At 36.0% G+C, this 22,284-nt stretch carries 20 protein-coding genes and 4 tRNA genes; 1 reads left to right on the forward strand and 23 read right to left on the reverse strand.

The genetic code is table 11. The annotated features are described in order from the left end of the window. Positions 1–252: 252 nt before the first annotated feature. Positions 253–1,722: a hypothetical protein gene (locus tag BM211_RS17190; protein ID WP_256217133.1), complete on the reverse strand. Its 1,470-nt coding sequence runs from the start codon at positions 1,720–1,722 to the stop codon at positions 253–255. Positions 1,723–2,065: 343 nt separating this feature from the next. Continuing rightward, entirely contained in the window at positions 2,066–3,061 is a 996-nt protein-coding gene (locus BM211_RS17195) for a glycosyltransferase family 2 protein (protein ID WP_177206958.1), read from the reverse strand. 573 nt (positions 3,062–3,634) lie between these two features. On the opposite strand from BM211_RS17195, the gene BM211_RS17200 reads away from it, so the two are divergent. Further along, positions 3,635–4,768, forward strand: coding sequence for an oxygenase MpaB family protein (locus BM211_RS17200; protein WP_090998720.1), 1,134 nt, complete (start codon positions 3,635–3,637; stop codon positions 4,766–4,768). Between the two features lie 300 nt (positions 4,769–5,068). Here the strand turns inward: BM211_RS17200 and rlmH are convergent, their stop codons facing one another. From rlmH to ychF, 21 genes are all read right to left on the reverse strand, one after another. Then, a complete protein-coding gene (gene rlmH, locus BM211_RS17205) occupies positions 5,069–5,548 on the reverse strand; it encodes a 23S rRNA (pseudouridine(1915)-N(3))-methyltransferase RlmH (protein ID WP_035433773.1) in 480 nt (159 codons plus the stop codon). A gap of 59 nt (positions 5,549–5,607) precedes the next feature. After that, positions 5,608–5,793, reverse strand: coding sequence for a CxxH/CxxC protein (locus BM211_RS17210; RefSeq protein ID WP_035433775.1), 186 nt, complete (start codon positions 5,791–5,793; stop codon positions 5,608–5,610). A 51-nt stretch (positions 5,794–5,844) separates the two neighbouring features. Further along, positions 5,845–7,038, reverse strand: a complete 1,194-nt coding sequence (locus BM211_RS17215) for a S1C family serine protease (RefSeq protein ID WP_035433778.1) — start codon at positions 7,036–7,038, stop codon at positions 5,845–5,847. Between the two features lie 63 nt (positions 7,039–7,101). After that, complete coding sequence (locus tag BM211_RS17220; protein ID WP_035433779.1) at positions 7,102–7,896, reverse strand: MBL fold metallo-hydrolase; 795 nt, start codon at positions 7,894–7,896, stop codon at positions 7,102–7,104. Continuing rightward, positions 7,893–8,711, reverse strand: coding sequence for a two-component system regulatory protein YycI (locus BM211_RS17225; RefSeq protein WP_035433781.1), 819 nt, complete (start codon positions 8,709–8,711; stop codon positions 7,893–7,895). The genes BM211_RS17220 and BM211_RS17225 overlap by 4 nt, the downstream gene beginning before the upstream one ends. Next, entirely contained in the window at positions 8,698–10,035 is a 1,338-nt protein-coding gene (locus BM211_RS17230) for a YycH family regulatory protein (protein WP_035433783.1), read from the reverse strand. Before BM211_RS17230 ends, BM211_RS17225 begins: the two co-directional genes overlap by 14 nt. Continuing rightward, positions 10,032–11,879 carry a cell wall metabolism sensor histidine kinase WalK gene (gene walK, locus BM211_RS17235; protein WP_035433785.1) on the reverse strand — a complete coding sequence of 616 codons (1,848 nt, stop codon included), beginning with the start codon at positions 11,877–11,879 and terminating at the stop codon, positions 10,032–10,034. The genes BM211_RS17230 and walK overlap by 4 nt, the downstream gene beginning before the upstream one ends. A gap of 3 nt (positions 11,880–11,882) precedes the next feature. Continuing rightward, positions 11,883–12,590: a cell wall metabolism DNA-binding response regulator WalR gene (gene walR, locus BM211_RS17240; RefSeq protein WP_081904889.1), complete on the reverse strand. Its 708-nt coding sequence runs from the start codon at positions 12,588–12,590 to the stop codon at positions 11,883–11,885. A 161-nt stretch (positions 12,591–12,751) separates the two neighbouring features. Further along, positions 12,752–12,824: transfer RNA gene (locus BM211_RS17245), tRNA-Phe, on the reverse strand. Positions 12,825–12,867: 43 nt separating this feature from the next. Further along, positions 12,868–12,943: transfer RNA gene (locus BM211_RS17250), tRNA-Asp, on the reverse strand. Positions 12,944–12,963: 20 nt separating this feature from the next. Then, a tRNA-Glu gene (locus BM211_RS17255) sits at positions 12,964–13,035 on the reverse strand. Positions 13,036–13,047: 12 nt separating this feature from the next. Continuing rightward, positions 13,048–13,123: transfer RNA gene (locus BM211_RS17260), tRNA-Lys, on the reverse strand. 162 nt (positions 13,124–13,285) lie between these two features. Then, complete coding sequence (locus tag BM211_RS17265) at positions 13,286–14,575, reverse strand: adenylosuccinate synthase (RefSeq protein ID WP_090998722.1); 1,290 nt, start codon at positions 14,573–14,575, stop codon at positions 13,286–13,288. 220 nt (positions 14,576–14,795) lie between these two features. Then, positions 14,796–16,148, reverse strand: coding sequence for a replicative DNA helicase (dnaB, locus tag BM211_RS17270; protein WP_035433788.1), 1,353 nt, complete (start codon positions 16,146–16,148; stop codon positions 14,796–14,798). A 27-nt stretch (positions 16,149–16,175) separates the two neighbouring features. Continuing rightward, positions 16,176–16,622, reverse strand: a complete 447-nt coding sequence (gene rplI, locus BM211_RS17275; RefSeq protein ID WP_090998724.1) for a 50S ribosomal protein L9 — start codon at positions 16,620–16,622, stop codon at positions 16,176–16,178. After that, on the reverse strand, positions 16,619–18,592 hold the full coding sequence (locus BM211_RS17280; RefSeq protein ID WP_035433792.1) for a DHH family phosphoesterase: 1,974 nt from the start codon (positions 18,590–18,592) through the stop codon (positions 16,619–16,621). Before BM211_RS17280 ends, rplI begins: the two co-directional genes overlap by 4 nt. Before the next feature lie 213 nt (positions 18,593–18,805). Beyond that, positions 18,806–19,744 carry a YybS family protein gene (locus tag BM211_RS17285; RefSeq protein ID WP_090998726.1) on the reverse strand — a complete coding sequence of 313 codons (939 nt, stop codon included), beginning with the start codon at positions 19,742–19,744 and terminating at the stop codon, positions 18,806–18,808. A gap of 108 nt (positions 19,745–19,852) precedes the next feature. After that, entirely contained in the window at positions 19,853–20,089 is a 237-nt protein-coding gene (gene rpsR / locus BM211_RS17290; RefSeq protein WP_020059677.1) for a 30S ribosomal protein S18, read from the reverse strand. A gap of 44 nt (positions 20,090–20,133) precedes the next feature. After that, a complete protein-coding gene (ssb, locus tag BM211_RS17295) occupies positions 20,134–20,643 on the reverse strand; it encodes a single-stranded DNA-binding protein (protein WP_035433797.1) in 510 nt (169 codons plus the stop codon). Between the two features lie 30 nt (positions 20,644–20,673). Next, positions 20,674–20,961, reverse strand: a complete 288-nt coding sequence (gene rpsF / locus BM211_RS17300) for a 30S ribosomal protein S6 (protein ID WP_090998728.1) — start codon at positions 20,959–20,961, stop codon at positions 20,674–20,676. Between the two features lie 190 nt (positions 20,962–21,151). Next, positions 21,152–22,252 (reverse strand): redox-regulated ATPase YchF, encoded by a 1,101-nt coding sequence (ychF, locus tag BM211_RS17305; RefSeq protein WP_035433801.1) that lies wholly within the window; start codon positions 22,250–22,252, stop codon positions 21,152–21,154. Positions 22,253–22,284: the final 32 nt, after the last annotated feature.

The following is a 22,284-nucleotide window of genomic DNA, read 5'->3' on the forward strand; positions in this document are numbered from 1 at the left end:
AATATATTACATCATTATGTCTATATCTGCAGGATATATTTATTTTATGGAAATAACATTATGATATAGGAATAATTTAACAATGGTACAAAAAAGAAGCTCCCTCAAATGAGGAGCTTCTTCTTTGTATTATTTATGAAAGAAAATTGGTTTCAGCACTTGATTTGGATATGGCTTATTCCAGCCAAGATTTTAACAAAAATTTGTAAAAAGGAGTAAATAGAAATTACCAATCACACCCTTCTCAAATTTCTAATCTTTCTGCTTATAGAGTAAAAACTTAGTATCCGATCCTTCTACAAGTTGCTGTTGCTCAGCAACTAAACGATAATTTTTGTGAAGGTAAGGAACGTCAACCTCACTTGGAATCGTCTTTGGATCAACTCTTAATACAACAAATTTAATCTTTTTCTCTTTTATATAACGATGTTGCTCATCCATATTTTCAGGATATTCTTCATAGTTAATGTTTTGTCTTTCAAAATAGCGGATATTCGGTACAATATCTGCAGCTAAATAAAATCCACCGTCTAAAGAACCATAATTTAATAACGTTGGATTCGGTTCTTGATTCATGATTTCAGCAAATGTTTCCTGTGCAAGAGGCCCCTTCTGATAGAACTTTGAAGCCTTCATATTGGAATTATAACCGAAGCAGAAGAAAATCGTTGCCATCGCCATCATTGATAGAGCAAACCATTTACTTTTACCAAGAGTAATCTGCGACTTTATGTTAGCATTTTGAATAAAATGAGCGATTGCTATCAATCCAAATAGCCCTAAAGGCGTTATAATAAGGAAATAGTATGGATAGCCTCTTCCTCCAATATATACTCCTACAATTAAGAAAATGATAGTACTTAAAAGCATCCATTTTTGACTTCTATCTTTAAAGTACTTCCATGTAAACATAAAATCAATTAAACCGACAATAATCAACACTTTACTTTCAAAATTACCATTAAATGCATCGCCAAAAGTAAATGCGAAATTCATAAGTTTCTCAGCTTTACCTACTTGTGATGAATAAGTACCAAGATTAAATTTCAAATACACATCTATCAAATCTTGAATTGCATGATTCATACCAAAATAGATAAACCATGGAACACTTGCAAGAGCTAGTCCCGCAAACGTGAAAACAATTGCGTTCATTAAGTCCTTCCATCTTTTTTCACCTATACAAATAATTAAAATTGCAAGGTAGAATCCGATCCAAGCTCCAACAAGGGTAAATTTAATCCAAAACACACAGGCAATCATAATCCCATTTAAAAGATAAATTCTCCGGTTAAAAAGTGAGTCAGAGCCATACTTAAAATATTTAAATATCATATAAAGAAGAATCATTATAAAAGGAATCGAAAATTCTTCAGCACTATCCCCAAAACGAAATGCATTTTGATTTAATACTAATACTGGGAAAAAAATAGATATGAACGCAGAAGGCATCCAATTCAAATATAGGCGGGAAATCTTGAATGCTAAAACAACGTTAACAAACATTGCAAGACTTTCCAGTATGTAAACTCCAACGAAAGTGGAATGAGAAAACGAATAAGCTAATGCATGCAAACCATATAGCAAAGGACCCTTCTGTTCAAAAATATCTTGATAAGGAACTAATCCATTCGCCATAGCTTTTCCAACTGTAAAAAAGGCATTAGAATCTACCCACTCACTTAACGTAAAGAATGGGGATGTCTGTGTAAAAAACAACATAATAAAAAAGGAATAAAAAAATAAAAAGATATTTAGTTTTTCAAATGATGATTCATTTATCCTGAGATCATTAAACCTAACTGACTTTTTCATTTCTTTTAAGTCTTCCTCTCATTCATTTAATTAATGCCGGGGCCATTTTATAACAAGCTTATCCCCCGTTAAAACTTCATACCTATACTAAAAATTTATCCCCATCTTCAGATACGTGCTAGGCAATAACCCAGCAGTAAGATGGGGATGATTTTAATTAAACACAGCCTAAAATAATTAATAGTAAATATTTATAAGGTTTGTCCAGCCTAAGAATATTTTTATGAGGATGGGCCTTCTTAGTTTCTATTTACTTTTTAATCAAGTCTGATACGTATTCTTTTTGTTTCTCAAGAACGCTATTCTTTTCAATTGTATATCTCGGACGCCCTTTTGTTTCTTTAAAGATTTTTCCTATATACTCACCAATAATTCCAATTGCCAACAACTGTACTCCTCCAACAATCCAAATGGATAGCATCAATGAAGTCCAGCCACTAGTCGTATATGAAAAAACTTTTGCAAATAATGCATAAAGAGCAATTCCGATTCCGATAAGCACCATCAAAAATCCTAAATATGAAACGAATCTTATTGGTGCAACGCTAAATGAAGTAAGTCCATCAAAAGCAAAAGCAATCATTTTCTTTAATGGATACTTTGATTCACCAGCAAATCTTTCTTTACGGTCATAATAAACATTAGTAGATTTAAAGCCTAATAGAGGAACAATTCCTCGAATAAATAAGTTTTCTTCTTGATATTTTATAAATTCGTCTAACGCTCTTTTACTCATTAAACGATAATCTGCATGATTGGGTACTAACTTAACACCCATTTTCCCCATAAGACTGTAAAACCATAAAGCGGTGTTTCGTTTAAATTTTGTGTCCGTGTCTCTCTTATCTCGAACTCCATATACAATCTCATAACCTTCTTGATACTTATCGATAAATTGATAGATAACGTTAACATCATCTTGAAGGTCTGCATCTATTGAAACCACACAATCTGAAAAATCTCTTGCTGATTCTAAACCAGCGATTAATGCTCCTTGATGGCCAAAATTTCTACTTAATTTTAATCCTTGAACATAAGGATTTGTTTCGGTTTTTTCTTCAATTATGCCCCATGTATTATCAGAGCTTCCATCATCTACATAAAAAATGATACTTTCATTACTTATTTTGTTATTTACAACTAAATCGTCCATAACTCTTGTTAGTTCTTTTGTTGTTTCCTCTAATGTAGCTTCTTCATTGTAGCAGGGAACAACAATCGTCAATAGAGGTATATTGTGCGCCATTTTTCCACTCCTTAATTTTAAAAAACCCATTTAATATATCTTAAAATTTACAAGATTCTGTACGCACAAATTATCTTAACATATTTAACTATAAAATGTAATAATACCCATTGACCTTTCGATTAAAATTCCTTAACAATACCACAAATTTAGCTTACTTATATATATAAATTAAAAAAACAACATAAAACCCTCTTCTTTTTTATGGGAGGACGAGAGTGTCTGGCTGTGCATAGGAGCGGTCAGTGCCTTTTCCTGCCACATGCAATGTTGTAAAACAAAGGGAGCGCCAGGAGCGGTCATGATGTATTCTACATAACAACAATTTATATGCCGAAACATTAAAACGGATTTATATAGTTAAAAATTAAACATCTTCTTGATTCGGCCCAATCCCTATGTACTTCTAATCTCAACGTATCATTTATTTATCCATACTGCCTTCAATATCATTAACTATTCATAGATTTTCATATTACTTATATACATAGAATATATATAACGTTGAATATATTCTTGTCCTTCTTCGAATTGACTGAGGTATAAACAATAAACAGTTAAGGGAGGAAATAGATGTTATATACCGACGAGTTTATGGAGAGTTTACGGATGGAAGGTGACCCTATTCCGGATGAAATTATTAAAGAATTGTTCAAAAATAGTCAAGTTGATGCAGTAAATTCTTTGTTGAAACAATTAATTAACAATGACCAGTCTTATCCAGGGGAACTTCCTGATAACATCGAAAGTTGGCTGAGAGATACAGCTTATTGTCCAGAAGGAGTTGACTGGGCCCGAATGAGAAACGCAACTGACTTATTTCGAGAACATGGTATTGCTATCACTTTACTATTAGCAACAGGCTCACTTGTATATTGTTATGCAGCACGCAAAGGTGTTAAGGTCCTTACATTCAGTTATCGCTTAGGTCAAAATGCCTATCGCAGGATCGCTGAAACAGGACAATTCGTCCTTCATGTCATGGCACCAGATGGTCTTGAATCCGAAGGACAAGGAATCAAAGCGATCCAAAAAATCCGTTTAATGCATTCGGCTATTCGTCACTTGGTCCAACAAACCGATAGATGGGACGAAAAAGAAAATGGTATCCCCATTTGTCAGGAGGATCTGCTCGGTACTCTATTAACTTTCTCTAGTGTTATCATTGATGGCCTTCGTCGTTTAGGTATGAATATAACAGAAAAACAGGCCGAAGATTACCTGTATTTTTGGAAAATCGTAGGATCCATGTTAGGAGTTCGGGAGGACATTATCCCAGAGACCATGGAACAATCAATAATGTTAACAGAAATTATTGGAAGAAGGCATCATGGTCCGTCTCCCGAAGGAATTGAGATGACTCAGGCTCTTCTTGAATATCATGCAGATCTAATTCCGGGTCAGATGTTTGATAATATTATTCCTGCTCTAATTCGAGAAATCGTAGGGGACGAAATTGCTGATTGGATGGAAGTTCCCCGCTCCAATTGGCAAAAGTTAATGAAACTTAAAGAACTAATGGGTTTTCTTGATTCTGATTATTCAGGTGTTTTTGGAAGTATGGCTAATCATCTCGGTCTGGCATTGCTCAGACGTCAGTCACTTGCTATGACCGATTATGAATATACCCCGTTTCTCATACCAACAGAGCTACGAAAGGCGTGGGGAATAGATGGAGATGCAAAAAAAGTGGGTAAAAATGAATAAACCATGCACACCCTTATACTTGGCAGATGATATGTGGTAGGCTGCATCCATTGGTAGTCATACCGCTGTTGGAGATAATAACCGATTACTTGAATAATATGACTCCTGATTTAATATAGGGATTATGTGTAATATTCCATAATCCCCATCCCATATGTATAAAAATAGAGGAACATCGCCTAATTATAAAGGGAGATGATATGCGACATTATTTAACATTTACATGGAACAAAAAAGACCAACTCTCAATTGTAAGAGTTAGTCATAATTTTGGTTAATTTATTAATCTTCGGCCTTCTTTTACTTATGGTAAGGTTCATTCCGATTAATTCGAAATGCTCTATACACCTGCTCTAACAGTACCAAACGCATCAACTGGTGAGGCAACGTCATTTTCGAGAACGACAATGACTCGTTGGAGCGTTTCATCACTTCCTTACTTAGTCCAAGCGATCCTCCAATAACAAATGCCACTTTGCTCTTCCCATATGTAGCGAGACGGTCTAAGTTTGCAGCAAATTCTTCTGATGATTTTTGTTTCCCTTCAATTGCTAATACAATCACATGCGTATCATCAGAAATTCTATCTAAAATGCGAATTCCTTCTTTTTCTTTTACCATTTGCATTTCTGCTTCACTTAAATTTTCTGGTGCTTTTTCATCTGGTAATTCAACAACTTCCACTTTCGCGTATGAAGATAATCGTTTTAAGTATTCTTCAATGCCTTGTTTTAAATATTTTTCTTTTAATTTTCCGATTGAGATAATTAAGATATTCACATGTACTCCCCACCTTACAAACACATTATCCACAGAAGTTATCCACATATCCACATACATCATCCACATATTGTGTGGGAATCTGTGTTCGACACAACATATATCGCCTTATTTTGACAAAATTCACATGTTTTTTTCTCATCACTTTCGTTATCCACATTGTGGATAACTGGAGCTACTTCACATTCATCCACAATAATATCTAGCGCTAACTCTACATGTTCTAAACAACAAGGTAACTTCATAATTTCACCTCACTTATCCACAACAGAAAACAGGAGGGGCCGCCTCCTGTTTTAATACTGCTGACTGCCTAATTTTATAGTTGTTGTTTCTCGCTTTGCACCACGATAATATGTAATCGTCATCTTATCGCCAATTTTTTTATTGTATAGAGCTTTTCGAAATGCAATAATATCCTGAACTGTTTTTCCATCAATTGCTACAATGACATCATATTCATGTAAACCAGCATCGCTACCTGGCGATGGGCTTTTTACATCTAAAATACATACACCTTCCGTTACATTTGCTGGGAGATGCAATGTTTTATCCCAATAATAAGTAGGAATTTCATTTAAAGATCTAAGCTCAACCCCAACATATGGCCGTCTTACTTTCCCATACTTTTCGAGCTCATTCATCACTGGGACAGCTCTTGCAACAGGAATTGCAAGGCCAATTCCTTCTACCTCTTTTGCAGCAATTTTCATGGAGTTAATACCAATAAGTTGCCCTGCTTCATTTATTAAAGCTCCGCCACTATTACCAGGATTAATAGCAGCATCTGTCTGCAATACTTCTACTTGCCAATCATAATGTCCATCTTGATCTAGATCAACTGGTACAATGCGTTCATTTGCGGAAATAATCCCTTGTGTTACAGTACCTGAAAATTGTAAACCAAGCGGATTTCCGATTGCAAGTGCAGATTCACCACGTTTTACTTTCGTAGAATCACCAAGGTCAATGACCTTTTTCGCATATTTTTCATCAATTTGTACGACAGCTAAATCTGTTACAACATCAGTTCCTAAAATTTTTCCCGGAACCTTTTTTCCATCGCTCAAACTTACTTCAATACGATTGGCTCCTGCTACAACATGATTATTTGTTACAATATACGCGTGCCCATTTTCTTTCTTATAAATCACTCCAGACCCTGTTCCAGCCTCAGCATCTGCTTCTGAAAAATTATCACGCTGGATATTAATAATACCAACTACTGCTTCTGAAGCACGGTCAACAGCCTTAACAAAGCCATCCCCTGTATTCACAACCTGAGGAGTAGACTGCGCTATATACTGTTTCTCTTCACTTGCTTCTGTTTCTCTAATTGTAGTCCAACCTAATTTCGAAAACGTTGGCATAGCAAAAGCAAATAATGTAGCACCAATGACAGTTCCCGCTACACCAGAAATAAAAATATGTTTATGCTTTTGCTTTCTCTTTCGTTTCCTCTGAACATCTTCTTCATCAATAAAGGACATTTATGCTCACCTAACCTTCCGAAAGCATTTATATTCCCCTTTATTGTTTACCAAAATGAAGAATTATACGTATTGAATTTTAGTTGGCGTTTTCGGATCGGTATCGTGCAGTTGGAACGCTTCTCCTACAGCAAGTCCTCTCTCTTCAAGCACTTGCGCAACAGACATACGAGCAAGCTCTTTCATATTGTTATCTAAACTAAGATGAGCCAAATATATATGCTTTGTTTCATCTGTAATTACATCAGTCATTGCCAGCGCTGCATCTTCATTACAAACATGCCCTACATCACTTAAAATTCTTCGTTTAACACTCCATGGATAACGTCCCATTCGGAGCATCTCAACGTCGTGATTACTTTCAAATACAAAAGCATTAGCTCCCTTAATAACCCCTTTCATTCGGTCACTAACATACCCTGTATCTGTAATAAGCGCTAACTTTCTTCCGTTGTGATGAAACGCATAAAACATTGGCTCCGCAGCGTCATGTGAAACGCCAAACGATTCGACTTCAATATCTCCGAATGTTTTCACTTCTCCAATAGAGAAAATAAATTTTTGCTCTGTTGGAATATTACCGATTAAGTGCTCCATCGCATTCCATGTTTTCTCATTTGCATAAATGGGTAAATGATACTTACGAGCTAATACACCTAGCCCTTTAATATGATCACTATGTTCATGTGTGACAAAAATACCAGATATACTATTTATATCTAATTCAGCTTGCTGGAACAAAGATTCCATTGCTTTTCCACTCAATCCCGCGTCTACTAATAACTTTTCACGTTCTGTCCCTACATACAGCGCATTTCCCGTACTGCCGCTTGCAAGTACACTAAAATGTAGACTCATTTTCCCTCACTCCATTGCTCAATTTCCTTGTTGTCCTTACCTAATTGAATAATTTGTCCTTCTATCGCGTTTACAAAGTAGTCCACTTTGTCTGTATACAGATTCCAGGTTGGAACAAGGACTTGTACATTTGAGGAAGAAGGAGCTACGACTGTTGCATATCCTAATTTTGCTCCTTTTATATGAATTCCTTGTTTCAATCCAGTTTTCGTATACAACGTTTCTAATGCATTGCGGGCAGAAATAATATCTAAATCTTTATTTCGATCTCCCATCTCTTTAAAGTCATATAGCATTGTTTGTGTATACGATATAATTTCTTTCTTTTCATTTAGTTCGGCAACAATCATCCCATGTTGATTATAAAAAAGTGGTTTATCTTTATATTTTTGAAAAAAATAAACTCTTGATCCTTCTACTTTTCCTATAGCATTGTATTTTTGTCCATCAACTACATAAGAACGCAAAAATTCGCTATAGTTATCACCTGTCGTTGCTTTCGCATTCCAAAATGGTTCCTTAAGCTTACTTACAAGTGTATTTGGCTCTTGTAAGGACACCGTTTGATTTTTTAAAGGATGTATATCTTCATCGGAAAAAGCTCTATTTTTCGCCATAATATACGTATCTTTCGGCGACTCTTTTGGTAAATCCTCAAATGTAATTTTATCCGCCTTCATTTGGTCTTCAATATTCGTTTCCGTCATATAATCAAGTTGATTACTATCCTTTTTTTGTACAAACTGAAAGATAAGGAAGAGATCTAAAATGAAAAAGGTAACAATAAAAATTGTTTTAATCCTATTCCAATCCAATGAGCTCTCCTCCTTTCTCTTCGCACCATTCTTTAACCTTATTGTCTTCACCGTACACAACATACCAAACGGGTTTTAAATTTATTGCAGCTATATTTTTTCCATCTGTTCCTGACTGTGGTGTAAGCTTATATCCTAATCGAATATCTTCAATTAATTTCATATCCACATTTTCATTCTTCTCTAGAGAGCGTATAACTGTCTTACCATCCGCAAGAGAGATTGTTTGGTCATCAACATATTTTAATAATAGCTTAAATAATGGACGCTTATAGGAAATTAATTCTTCTCCCCCCCATACTTCATCTAATGTTGCCATGCCATTTTCATTAAATACAGGTAAGCTATCAACATATAAACGATACGTTGTTTGTCTTTTTCTAGAGCTCATATATTCAAAACGATAAGAATCTGTTAAACCACTATGACCGTTAATAAAATCAAAACTGCGTTGAATAAGCGCATTTCCAGATATATTCGCTTGTTCTGATACAGCTGAATTTGTGTACTGTAACATTTGATTTTTCTTTAATACTTGCATGAGGCGAATTCCATCTGTATATGTGTTTTCACGTTCACCAGGTATTTTTTTTACATAACGAGGATCTGTAAATAATGCATTTATAAATACATCCTCGGTAATTTCATTTACTAAATACCCCATACTCTGCACATCCGTTTTCGTATCTGGTAAAAATATTTCTCTCGTATCACTTAATGTGTATTGAGAGTAATCCCTCGCACTAGCTGCAAATTGGTCACGTGCCGTTTCAAGCTCTCGAAGCATTATTCCTTTTAACACCATATGATATACCTTGCGATTTTCATATGAGATAAAGTAGACAGAAATATTACCATCGCGACTTTTTGATAAGTCAATCATTATACGATTAAAGCTATATGAATCTGGGATTTTTTCCTTGATGGCAAAAACGCCCCTCATAGAATCCAATGGGATATGTGTAGGGAAAAGCATTTCAATCTTGTTTTTCCCACGAACAAAGGAGAAAAATTGCTGTTTCGGAATATCATTTGATATATCTTTAAAATCGTACAATTCTCCTCGTTGAAGTAATTTATATAATGGATCAATAGCGTCTATATTTTCGCTTCCAAGATGTGTATTCTCTTTATGGAAAAGAACAACAGAAGGTAAAATGACATTCGCAAGATTCTTCTGTTCTCCCTCCGTATTTTCTTGAAGATATTTCGCATTTTGCAATTTGCTGGAATCAGGTACATAAGTCCATAAATTAAAAGTAAGAAATACGCTAATAACAACTAAGTTAATTAGCAAGACTGATTTTAAGTTCTCCATATTCATTCCCAGTCATCCTCTTCTTCCTTTTCCATCGGAAGCGTGAAATAAATGGTTGTCCCTTTTCCTTCTTCACTTTTTGCCCAAATCGAACCGCCATGAGCTTGAATCATTTCCTTGGCAATTGCTAGACCTAATCCTGTTCCACCTAATTTACGTGAACGCGCTTTGTCAACGCGATAGAAACGCTCAAAAATCTTATCAACGTTCTCTTTCGGAATCCCCATTCCTTGGTCGCTGATGCTTATTTCTAACATATCTTCTCTTTCTCGTAAACGATATGTTATTGTTCCACCTTCTGGAGAATACTTTAAGGCGTTTGAAATAATATTATAAAGAACTTGTGTAATTTTATCCTCATCAATCTCAATAAAACGTGTTCTCTTAGAAAATGAACGTTTAAACGATACATTCTGCTCTTTTGACATTTCAAAACGATCAATGATATTACTAAAGAATTGTGTAAAATCTACCCATTCTTTCATTAAACGATATTCTGTACTATCTAATTTTGAAAGCTGTAGCAGCGCATTAACAAGTCGAATCATTCGCTCCGTTTCTTCTTGCGTCACTTGTAAGAATTGCGGTGCAATATTCGGATCTTGCCACGCACCTTCACCTAATGCTTCCAAATAGCTTCGCATCGTTGTTAATGGTGTACGAAGTTCATGAGAAACGTTTGCCACAAATTCTCGGCGCTCGCCCTCGATTCGCTCTTGTTCCGTCACATCATATAATACCGCAATGAAACCATTTACCTTTCCATTGTCTTTTTGAATAATAGAAAAGCTAGCTCGTAAAATATACGGCTCATCTCTTGTACTAAAATCTAATATAACAGAGTCTGGTTCTTCATATAAATTATCTAATGTGTACTCTTCTTGAATGCCTAATATTTCTAAAATCGACTGATCTAATGCTGTTTCACGTGAAACGTTAAGCATTTTTTCAGCTGGATCATTTAATAAGATAATATCTCCTTTTCGATCCGTTGCAATTACTCCATCTGTCATATGAGATAATACAGACGAAAGCTTTCTTCTCTCGCTCTCCGTAGAAGAACGAGCTTGCTGCAACTTCTTCGATAAATTATTAAATGCCAATGCTAATTGGCCAATTTCATCATGACCATGCACTTTTACTTTCCGAGCGTAATTTCCCTTTGCCATTTCAATCGCTTGCTTTCTCATATCTGAAATTGGTCTTGTAATAGTTTGTGCTAATAAAATACCTAGCACAGCTGTTACTAACAATGCGATAACCGTTCCCGTTGCAAAGATTTGATTAATGAGTTTCATTTGTTTATAAACATCTTCCATAGAAGCAACAATATAGATTACACAAGGTTTATCATTATTTGCTTGGATGGGTACCTTGATTGGAGTAGCAACAACCTGCACACGATTTCCTGTGTTGCGGTCTAGTTCCATTTTATCAACAGGTTTTTCTTGCACTAATGCTCGTTTTACCAATAAGTCTGTTGTTTTTTTTCCGACAATACTTTGATTATATTGAAGTGATGTTGCTAACACACGACTATTCTCATCAATGACCCGAACCTCTTGAATATCAGCTTTTCGATCAGAAGCAAAACCTTCCAGACTCGTTTTCAGTGCCTCTTCAATGGTAGGATCTTTTGGTCTATCTCTTTCTTTTCCAAATTCTTGCTTTAAGTTGTAAGCAAGTAAATTCGTTCGTTGTGTTAATGATTCTTTAAAACTCTTCACAAGATTTTTCTCTAACTCCCGAACAAAATAAACACCAATAATTTGCATTGCCATTAAAATTAATAGCATGTAAATTAATACGAACTTTAAATGAATCGACTGAAAAAAACCAACTTTCTTCATATATTACTCCTGCTCTGGATCGCGTAAGTAATATCCCACACCACGTCTTGTTACAATTAAAGTTGGATGACTTGGATTATCTTCAATTTTCTCACGTAAACGACGAACTGTTACATCTACTGTACGCACATCACCAAAATAGTCATAACCCCAAACAGTTTGTAATAAATGTTCGCGCGTCATAACTTGTCCTAAATGCTTCGCTAAATAATGAAGCAATTCAAATTCGCGATGTGTTAACTCAATATTTTCTTCGCGCTTTGTTACACTATATGCATTGGGATTGATTACAATCGGTCCAATAACCATCTCTGCATTTTCTTCTTTTTCAGCTGCTCCACCTTGTTGATGACGACGTAAATTCGCTTTTACGCGTGCTAATAACTCACGTGTACTAAACGGCTTTGTTACATAATCATCTGCCCCTAGTTCTAATCCAAGGACTTTATCAATTTCAGAGTCTTTTGCTGTTAGCATAATAATTGGCATTTCATAGTTTTTTCGTATTTCACGACAAACTTCTAAACCATCTTTTCCCGGTAACATAATATCTAATAAAACCATATCTGGTTGTTCTTCATTTGCTTTTTCAATGGCTTCATCACCATCATGAGCCATTACAATTTCAAAACCTTCTTTTTCTAAATTAAACTTTAAAATATCTGCAATTGGTTTTTCATCATCAACGACTAAAATTTTCTTTCCCATCATTTTAGTTTCCTCCTGAACATTTAATTGCCTTCTTTACAGAAAAACCTCTAGCTTCAACTGCTAGAGGCTTCCCTTCCTTCTATTTTAAAAGAACTAATCTCATTTGTAAAATTGTACAATATAAAAAGGATATTAAGCGGGCCCTCTTAATATCCTGAAAGTGGCTCGGGACGGAATCGAACCGCCGACACGAGGATTTTCAGTCCTCTGCTCTACCGACTGAGCTACCGAGCCAAAACATATATATAAAACCACTAATTGTGGTATTAAACAAAAGTGGCGGTCCCGACCGGGGTCGAACCGGCGATCTCCTGCGTGACAGGCAGGCATGTTAACCACTACACCACGGGACCAAAATAAAACAAAAAAAAAGTGACCCGTACGGGATTCGAACCCGTGTTACCGCCGTGAAAGGGCGGTGTCTTAACCACTTGACCAACGGGCCACGAAAATAAAATGGTGAGCCATGAAGGACTCGAACCTTCGACCCTCTGATTAAAAGTCAGATGCTCTACCAACTGAGCTAATGGCTCATGTTCACCAATGTCATGTTTTCGTGACGACAAGAGTTATAATATCATGAAATGATATATTTGTACAATACTTTTTTATATTTTTTTATAAAAACATAAAAAAAGAACCCATTTAAATTGGGTTCTTTTTTAATATATCGTATTTTTAAGAAAAAAACAAGATTAGATACCGTATACGTTACGAACAATATTTGTTTGGCTACGGTCTGGACCAACAGAGAACATAGCTAACGGAATACCTGTTAATTGAGACACACGTTCTACATAATGTCTTGCATTTTCAGGAAGTTCAGCTAGTGTTTTTACGCCTGTAATATCTTCTGTCCAACCTGGAAGCTCTTCGTATACTGGCTCACATTTCGCTAAAATATTTAAGTTTGCTGGAACTTCGTCAATAACTTCACCGTTATATTTGTATGCAATACAAATTTTCACAGTTGGAATACCTGTTAATACGTCGATAGAGTTTAAAGACAAGTCTGTAAGACCGCTAACGCGACGAGCATGTCTTACAACAACACTATCAAACCAACCAACACGGCGTGGACGACCTGTTGTTGTACCGTATTCACGACCAACTTCACGAATTTGATTACCAATTTCATCATGAAGCTCAGTTGGGAATGGACCGTCACCTACACGGCTTGTATATGCTTTACATACACCTACTACGCGTTTAATTTTAGAAGGTCCTACACCAGAACCAATTGTTACACCACCAGCAACTGGGTTAGAAGATGTAACGAACGGGTACGTACCTTGATCAATATCAAGCATAACACCTTGTGCACCTTCAAATAATACGCGGCGTCCTTCATCTAATGCATCATTTAATACAACAGACGTATCACATACGTATTGTGCAATTCGTTGACCATATTCGAAATATTCTTCGAAAATTTCTTCTGCACTAAATCCTTCTGCATCATACATTTTTTCAAACAAACGATTTTTTTCTGCTAGAGTACGCTCAAGCTTTTCTTTAAATGCTTCACGATCTAAAAGGTCTGCCATACGAATACCTGTACGAGCAGCTTTGTCCATGTATGCAGGACCGATACCTTTTTTCGTTGTACCAATTTTATTATCACCTTTACGCTCTTCTTCTAACTCGTCTTGCTTTAAGTGATAAGGTAAGATAACATGTGCACGGTTACTAATACGTAAATTATCAGTGCTTACACCGCGATCATGTAAATATTTTAATTCCTCAAGCAAAGCTTTTGGATCTACTACCATACCGTTTCCGATAACACAAACTTTTTCTTTATAGAAAATACCAGATGGAATTAAGTGCAATTTATATTTAACACCGTTAAAAACAATTGTATGTCCTGCGTTATTTCCGCCTTGATAGCGCGCAACTACTTCTGCATGTTCAGAAAGGAAATCAGTAATTTTACCTTTTCCTTCATCGCCCCACTGTGTTCCTACAACTACTACTGAAGACATTATTCAAGCACCTCCGAAATTTTCAAACGAACTTTTCAAACAATATAATTGTACCAAAATGCAAAGAGAAGTCAATTTAAAAACGAACATTTTTTTCTCTTTTATCTTTTTTGTTCGTAAGAATTTCATTTTACGCATGAAAACATTATTTCACAAACAAAAAAAGAAACACATTTTATTATAAGAAATGTGCTTCTTTTTTATACTCTCGCTATGCTTGCTATGCATGCCCATCCTCAAAACGTCGTTCTAAGTTTACGAATTTGTTAAACTCCTTTACAAACGCCAGTTCAACCGAACCTACTGGACCATTACGCTGCTTAGCAATAATAATTTCAATTGTATTTTTATTTTCTGTTTCTCGGTCATAGTAATCTTCACGATATAAGAATGCTACTATATCAGCATCTTGCTCAATACTTCCTGACTCACGAATATCCGACATCATCGGACGCTTATCTTGACGAGATTCTACACCACGAGAAAGCTGCGATAAGGCAATAACCGGAACTTCTAGTTCACGCGCCAATCCTTTTAGTGTACGAGAAATCTCCGATACTTCTTGCTGACGGTTTTCACCAGATTTCCCGCTACCTTGAATAAGCTGCAAATAATCGATTAAAATCATTCCAAGACCATGTTCTTGTTTTAAACGTCTACATTTTGCCCGAATTTCACTAACACGAATACCTGGCGTATCATCAATAAAAATACCTGCATTTGAGAGACTGCCCATAGCCATCGTCAGTTTCGCCCAGTCTTCTGAAGTTAAAGTCCCTGTACGAAGACGCTGTGCATCAATATTCCCTTCTGCACAAAGCATACGCATAACGAGCTGGTCAGCCCCCATCTCTAAACTAAAAATCGCAACATTTTCGTCCGTTTTCGTCGCAACGTTTTGAGCAATATTTAAAGAAAATGCTGTTTTCCCTACAGATGGACGCGCCGCTACAATAATTAAATCATTGCGCTGGAAACCTGCTGTCATACGATCTAACTCGGTGAAACCCGTTGGAATTCCTGTAACTTCACCTTTTTGATTATGCAGTAATTCAATTTTATCGTAAGCTGCTACAAGAACATCTTTAATATTTTGGAAACCTTTTGTATTCGTACGCTGAGATACCTCTAATATTTTTTTCTCAGCTTCATTTAATAGACTCTCTACATCATCTTCTCGTTCATAACCATCCGACACAATATGTGTTGCTGTCCGAATAAGCCGACGCAAAATCGATTTTTCTGCGATAATGCGCGCATAATATTCTACATTAGCAGCTGTCGGTACAGCTTCCGCTAGTTCAGCTAAATAAGAAACACCGCCAATTTCTTCTAACAAGTTTTGATCAGCAAGTGCTGCTGTTGCGGTAACTAAATCAATGGGCTCTCCTTTATCAGAAAGATCAAGCATCATTTGATAAATTTTTTGATGCGCCGTTCGATAGAAGTCTTCTGGCATTAGCATTTCCGAAGCTGATGTTAACGCTTCTTGATCAAGAAAAATAGCTCCTAATACAGCTTGTTCAGCCTCAATATTATGCGGAGGGGTACGATCAGCAAACATATCACTCATGCGCAATCCTCCTTTTCAATCTTTTCTTTATTGTTCAGTAACATGAACCTTTACTGTTGCTGTTACTTGTGGATGTAATTTCACAGTAACGTTCGTATATCCTAATGCACGAATTGCATCGTCCATTTCAAATTTACGTTTATCAAGTTTAATATTATGAGCTTTTTGTAAGCTATCTACAATTTGTTTACTTGTAATAGAACCAAATAAACGGCCGCCCTCACCTGATTTTGCTTTTAATTCTACTGTTAATTTTTCTAGCGTTGCTTTTAATTCCTTGCATTTTTCAAGCTCTAATTCTGCATCTTTTTCTTCTTTACGCTTTTTCGCATCTAATGTCTTCATATTTGCATTTGTCGCTTCAATTGCAAGTCCTTGTTTTAATAAAAAGTTATTCGCATAACCGTCTGGTACGTTTTTCATTTCCCCTTTTTTCCCTTTACCTTTTACATCTTTTAAAAAGATTACTTTCATGATTGTGTTCCTCCCTCTAAATACTCATTTATAATAGATTTTAAGTTTGCTTCTGCTTCATCAATTGATATGTCTTGTATTTGCGTTGCGGCATTTGTTAAATGGCCGCCCCCGCCTAAATTTTCCATAATAAGCTGTACATTTACTTCTCCTAAAGAGCGTCCACTAATCCCAATTACCTTTTCACCGCGCTGTGCAATTACGAAAGAGGCAATCACTCCAGTCATTGTCAGTAATGTATCAGCCGATTGGGCAATTAATACTTGATCATAAACCCCATCACCATCTACCTTTGCAATTGCAATCCCGTTTTTATAAATGTACGCATTTCGAATTGTTTTTGCAATTTGTAAATAATGGGCCATATCTTCTTTTAATAACTTTTGTACCAATATAGTATCTGCGCCATGAGAACGAAGATATGAAGCTGCATCAAACGTACGTGCTCCGGTACGGAATGTAAAACTCTTCGTATCCACGATAATACCTGCCAGTAAAGCCGTTGCCTCTAACATATTCATTTTCAAACGCTTAGGCTGATACTCCAACAACTCTGTTACAAGTTCTGCTGTAGATGATGCATATGGCTCCATATAGACAAGCAACGGATCTTCAATGAAATCCTCACCGCGGCGATGATGATCAATCACCACAACATTTTCAATCTTATCAAGCAACCTTTTTTCCATAACCATAGATGGTTTATGCGTATCTACTACAACAAGAAGTGAATCATCATTCGCAAATTCAAGAGCCTGCTGCGGCGTAATAAAGCGAGACCATAACTCCTCATGCTGCTTAACTTCATCCATTAAACGCTTAATTCCTTTATCAGAATCATTTTCATCTAACACGATATATCCTTCTCGCTCATTCAACTGTGTTACTTTTAAAATCCCAATTGCAGCTCCAATTGCATCCATATCTGGTGCTCGGTGCCCCATAATAATGATATTGCTACTTTCTAACACAAGATCTTTTAAAGCGTGAGAAATTACACGTGCACGTACACGAGTACGTTTTTCTACGGGATTCGTCTTCCCACCATAAAACTTTACTTTCCCTGTTGCTTGTTTAATAGCCACTTGGTCTCCACCTCGGCCAAGTGCTAAATCGAGACCAGATTGCGCCATAGATCCAAGTTCTACCAGGGACAAATCACCAGAACCAACACCAATACTAAGAGTAAGAGGAATATTTCGTTTAGACGTTTCTTCACGCACTTGATCTAAAATATCAAATTTCCCTTTCTCCATTTGTGTTAAAATACTTTCATTTAACACAACAAAATATCGTTCAGATGAAGCACGTTTCAAATACGCACCATGCTTCACAGCCCATTCATTTAGTAAAGATGTAACGTGACTTGTAATATTTGTACGCAATTGATCATCTAACCCTTGCGTTACTTCATCATAGTTATCTAAATAGATAACAGCAAGTACCGTTCTTTGATCTTCATACATTTTCTCAATTTCTGTTTGCTCTGTGACATCAAAGAAATAAATTAACTTCTCTTCTTTCCTCGCAAACACACGAAATTTCCGATTGTTTAAAGACACAATATCATTAGCTGTTTCCCCTTTTGTAAATAAAAGTAAGGCTTCTGATAAATCATACAAGTGCCATCCAGCTAACGCGTGTTGTCCTAAACAAGAAGATAGATATGGATTTGCCCAGTCGATTCCATAATCCTTATTATATAGTAAAATTCCAATCGGCATTTGATTGAAAGCCTCATTACTTACCTTTTTTACCCTTGTAATCGTATCATTTGTATACTTTTCAACGCTTCTTTGAAATGCGAGTTCAAATTTAATAACGAAAAAGAAGACAATACAAAAAACAACAAAGGAAATCATCCCGGTCATCCAATGAAAATAAACGAGAATCGTAATGAGTAAAAATGTTAAAAACGCCAATACATAAACAGGATACAAAAACCGCTGTTTCTTATAAAATTCAGGCATATATACAACTCCTATAAAGTGAAACTTCCATCAGGGAACTTTTCTGCCTACCCACTGATGATTAGTTGAACCAATCGGCAGTTTATCCTCTACCGATATTTAATCGGGTCAACACACTTATTCCTCGCTTACAGAGTCTAATCGTTCCATTAAACGTAGGATAAAAGCTTCAATTTCTATGCTTCGTTACAAAAAGGTTTATATTTCACATACTTATTTCATCTGTATTTTCAATCGTAACGAAAAGCCTAAATCAATTATACCTAAGATTGTCATAAGAGGAAACAAAACTGGAACAAACAACCCTACAACAAAAGTTAAGATCGGAATAGCTTTAGTATATCCTTTTGCATTTGTAAAAAAAGCAAGGAGCGAAAAGCCTTGAAACAACAGCAAAAAGGTAAAAATTGTTGATAAATTTAAGAACACCATTTCTACATATGACCCTGCCTCTATTTTTGCAAAAGAAGCAAGCAAAATAATCACGACATACAACCAAACAATACTCTTTGGTATTTGTATATCACGAAATTTAGGCCAAGATGCCGCCGTGTACTTTAATCGTTTTAAAACACGATTGGCAATTAGAATAGTAATCCAAGAAGAGAATAGCGAAGCCATAGCAAGTACAGTTGGTAAAAGCACCCCAATTGTATTAACCGCTTTTTTCAATTCAGCTAGCTGCCCTTCATTTACAGATGCACCCGCCATTTTCATAAACTTCTCGCTTTGTTCCATCGATTGTTTGAACATATCTTGCATCTGTTTCACAATATCTACATTAAAGAACTGCACGCTAACAATATACAGCAATACAAAACTTACAAGATATACAAGTGTTCCAACCAATAAAATTTCAATAACACTTTTTTTCTTTTTATACATATGTCCTAATATAACACCTGTTACTCCGAACATAAGTGTATTCGCAATACTAAGAGGCGAACTCACAATAAGCGTTACAAGAATCGCTGCCCCGAGTAGCATACAAGCACTACTTAACTGATATCTTATCGTAAAAATAAGAAATGGTAACGGCAATGCAAATATAAATATAGCCCCTAAAACGGGCATATACAGAGAAGCAAGAAGCAAAATAGCATATAAAGCAAGTAATACCGCTCCTTCTGTAATGAGTCGTGTGCGCTTCATTCTCCACACCCTCTTTCTATAAAGTAAAACTTCTATCATAGTTAACAAAAAGAAGAGAATAGCAAAATGCACAGTAGAGTAATACTCTACTGTGCATTTCATACGTTATTATTCACCAACATATGGTAAAAGTGCCATTTGACGAGCACGTTTAATTGCAACTGTTAATTTGCGTTGGTATTTTGCGCTAGTACCTGTTACACGACGTGGTAAAATTTTACCACGCTCAGAAACAAAGCGTTTTAATAAATCAACATCTTTATAGTCGATGCGAGTGATGCCGTTAGATGTAAAGAAACATACTTTACGACGTTTCGCACGTCCACCTTTGCGTCCTCCTGCCATGTCCATTTCCCTCCATTTCATGTTAAAATATCCGGTCTATACCATTAGAAAGGTAAGTCATCGTCTGAAATATCAATCGGTTGACCTACATTTGCAAATGGATCGTCATTTCTAGTAAACCCGGCATTATTGCCATTGTTACCAGATTGACCAAATGGGTTTTGGGAGCCTTGATTTCCGAATCCTGCTCCCGATGGTTGCGGATTAAATGAACCACGTTGTTCACCAGCGCTACTGCGTGGCTCTAAAAATTGTACGTTCTCTGCAACCACTTCTGTTACATATACACGTTTTCCATCTTGTCCCTCATAATTACGAGTTTGAAGACGACCATCTACGCCTGCTAAACTACCTTTTTTCAAGAAGTTCGCTACATTTTCTGCTTGCTTACGCCATATAACACAGTTAATAAAGTCAGCTTCACGCTCACCTTGCTGATTAGTATATGTGCGATTAACAGCTAATGAAAAAGTAGCTACTGCAACACCGTTTGGCGTGTAACGTAAATCAGGGTCTTTAGTTAAACGACCAACGAGTAAAACGCGATTCATCAATCGAACCACTCTCCCTATATATCTTAATTATTATTCTTCCTCTTTAACAACGATGTGACGAATGATGTTTTCATTGATCTTAGCTAAACGATCGAATTCTTTAACTGCTTCTGAGTTAGAATTTACGTTTAAGATCATGTAGAAACCTTCACGTAAGTCGTTGATTTCGTAAGCTAAACGACGCTTACCCCAATCTTTTGTGTTAATGATTTCTGCACCATTTTCAGTTAAAACGCCTGCAAAGCGCTCAACTAAAGCTTTTTGAGCTTCTTCTTCCATGTTTGGACGAATGATGTACATGATTTCGTACTTTTTCATTACACTTTCACCTCCTTTTGGTCTAAACGGCCCATATTGGGCAAGGAGCAATTAATTTATAGTAATTACTCACGAGTTTAGATTATATCATAGTAAGTTAGAGGAATCAACTCACGAAAACATAAAAAACTTGGCAAACTCAATGAATTTGCCAAGTTAGATACTTTATTTTTTCCTAGGAAATAAAAAATTATACATTAAAGCGGAAGTGTACAACATCTCCGTCTTTCATAATGTATTCTTTTCCTTCTAAACGTACTTTTCCAGCTTCTTTAGCAGCTGTCATAGAGCCATTTCCTACTAAATCATCATAAGATACTGTTTCTGCGCGAATAAATCCACGTTCAAAATCCGTATGAATGATTCCAGCACATTGTGGTGCTTTCATTCCCTTTTTGAATGTCCAAGCACGAACTTCTTGTACACCAGCTGTAAAGTAAGTAGCCAGTCCTAATAAATCATAAGCTGCACGAATTAATTGATCGAGACCAGACTCTTCAATACCTAGCTCTTCAAGGAAAACCTTTTTCTCTTGTTCATCTAATTCTGCAATTTCTGATTCAATTTTTGCACAAACAACAATTACTTGTGAGTTTTCCTTCGCAGCAAACTCTTTTACAATTTGTACATATTCATTTCCAGATGGGTCGATTATATCGTCTTCAGAAACGTTTGCTACATACAGCATTTCTTTTACTGTTAATAAGTGAAGACCTTTTACTACTTTCATTTGCTCTTCAGTAAATTCAACTGTACGAGCCGGATTTCCCTCTTCAAATGCTTCTTTTAAGCGAACTAAAATTTCATGTTCAAATACAGCATCTTTATCTTTTTGTTTCGCTAATTTTGTAACGCGTTCCAGACGCTTATCAACAGATTCTAAATCCGCTAAAATAAGCTCTAAATTAATTGTTTCAATATCTGCAATTGGATCTACTTTTCCTGCTACGTGCGTAATATTCTCATCTTCAAAGCAACGAACCACTTGGCAAATTGCATCTACTTGACGAATATGAGATAAGAATTTATTTCCTAATCCTTCCCCTTTACTCGCACCTTTTACAATACCTGCGATATCTGTAAATTCAAAGACAGTTGGTACAGTTTTCTTCGGTTCTACAAGCTCAGTTAATTTATTTAAACGGTGATCTGGAACTTCTACGATTCCAACGTTTGGATCTATTGTACAGAATGGGTAGTTCGCAGATTCTGCACCTGCTTGTGTAATTGCATTAAATAATGTTGACTTACCTACGTTCGGTAATCCAACGATACCAGCCGTTAATCCCATATCATTCACTCCTATGACTCAATCTTCCATCA

Origin of the sequence: Bacillus sp. 491mf (assembly GCF_900112415.1) — a bacterium.
Classification (GTDB): Bacteria; Bacillota; Bacilli; order Bacillales; family Bacillaceae_G; genus Bacillus_A.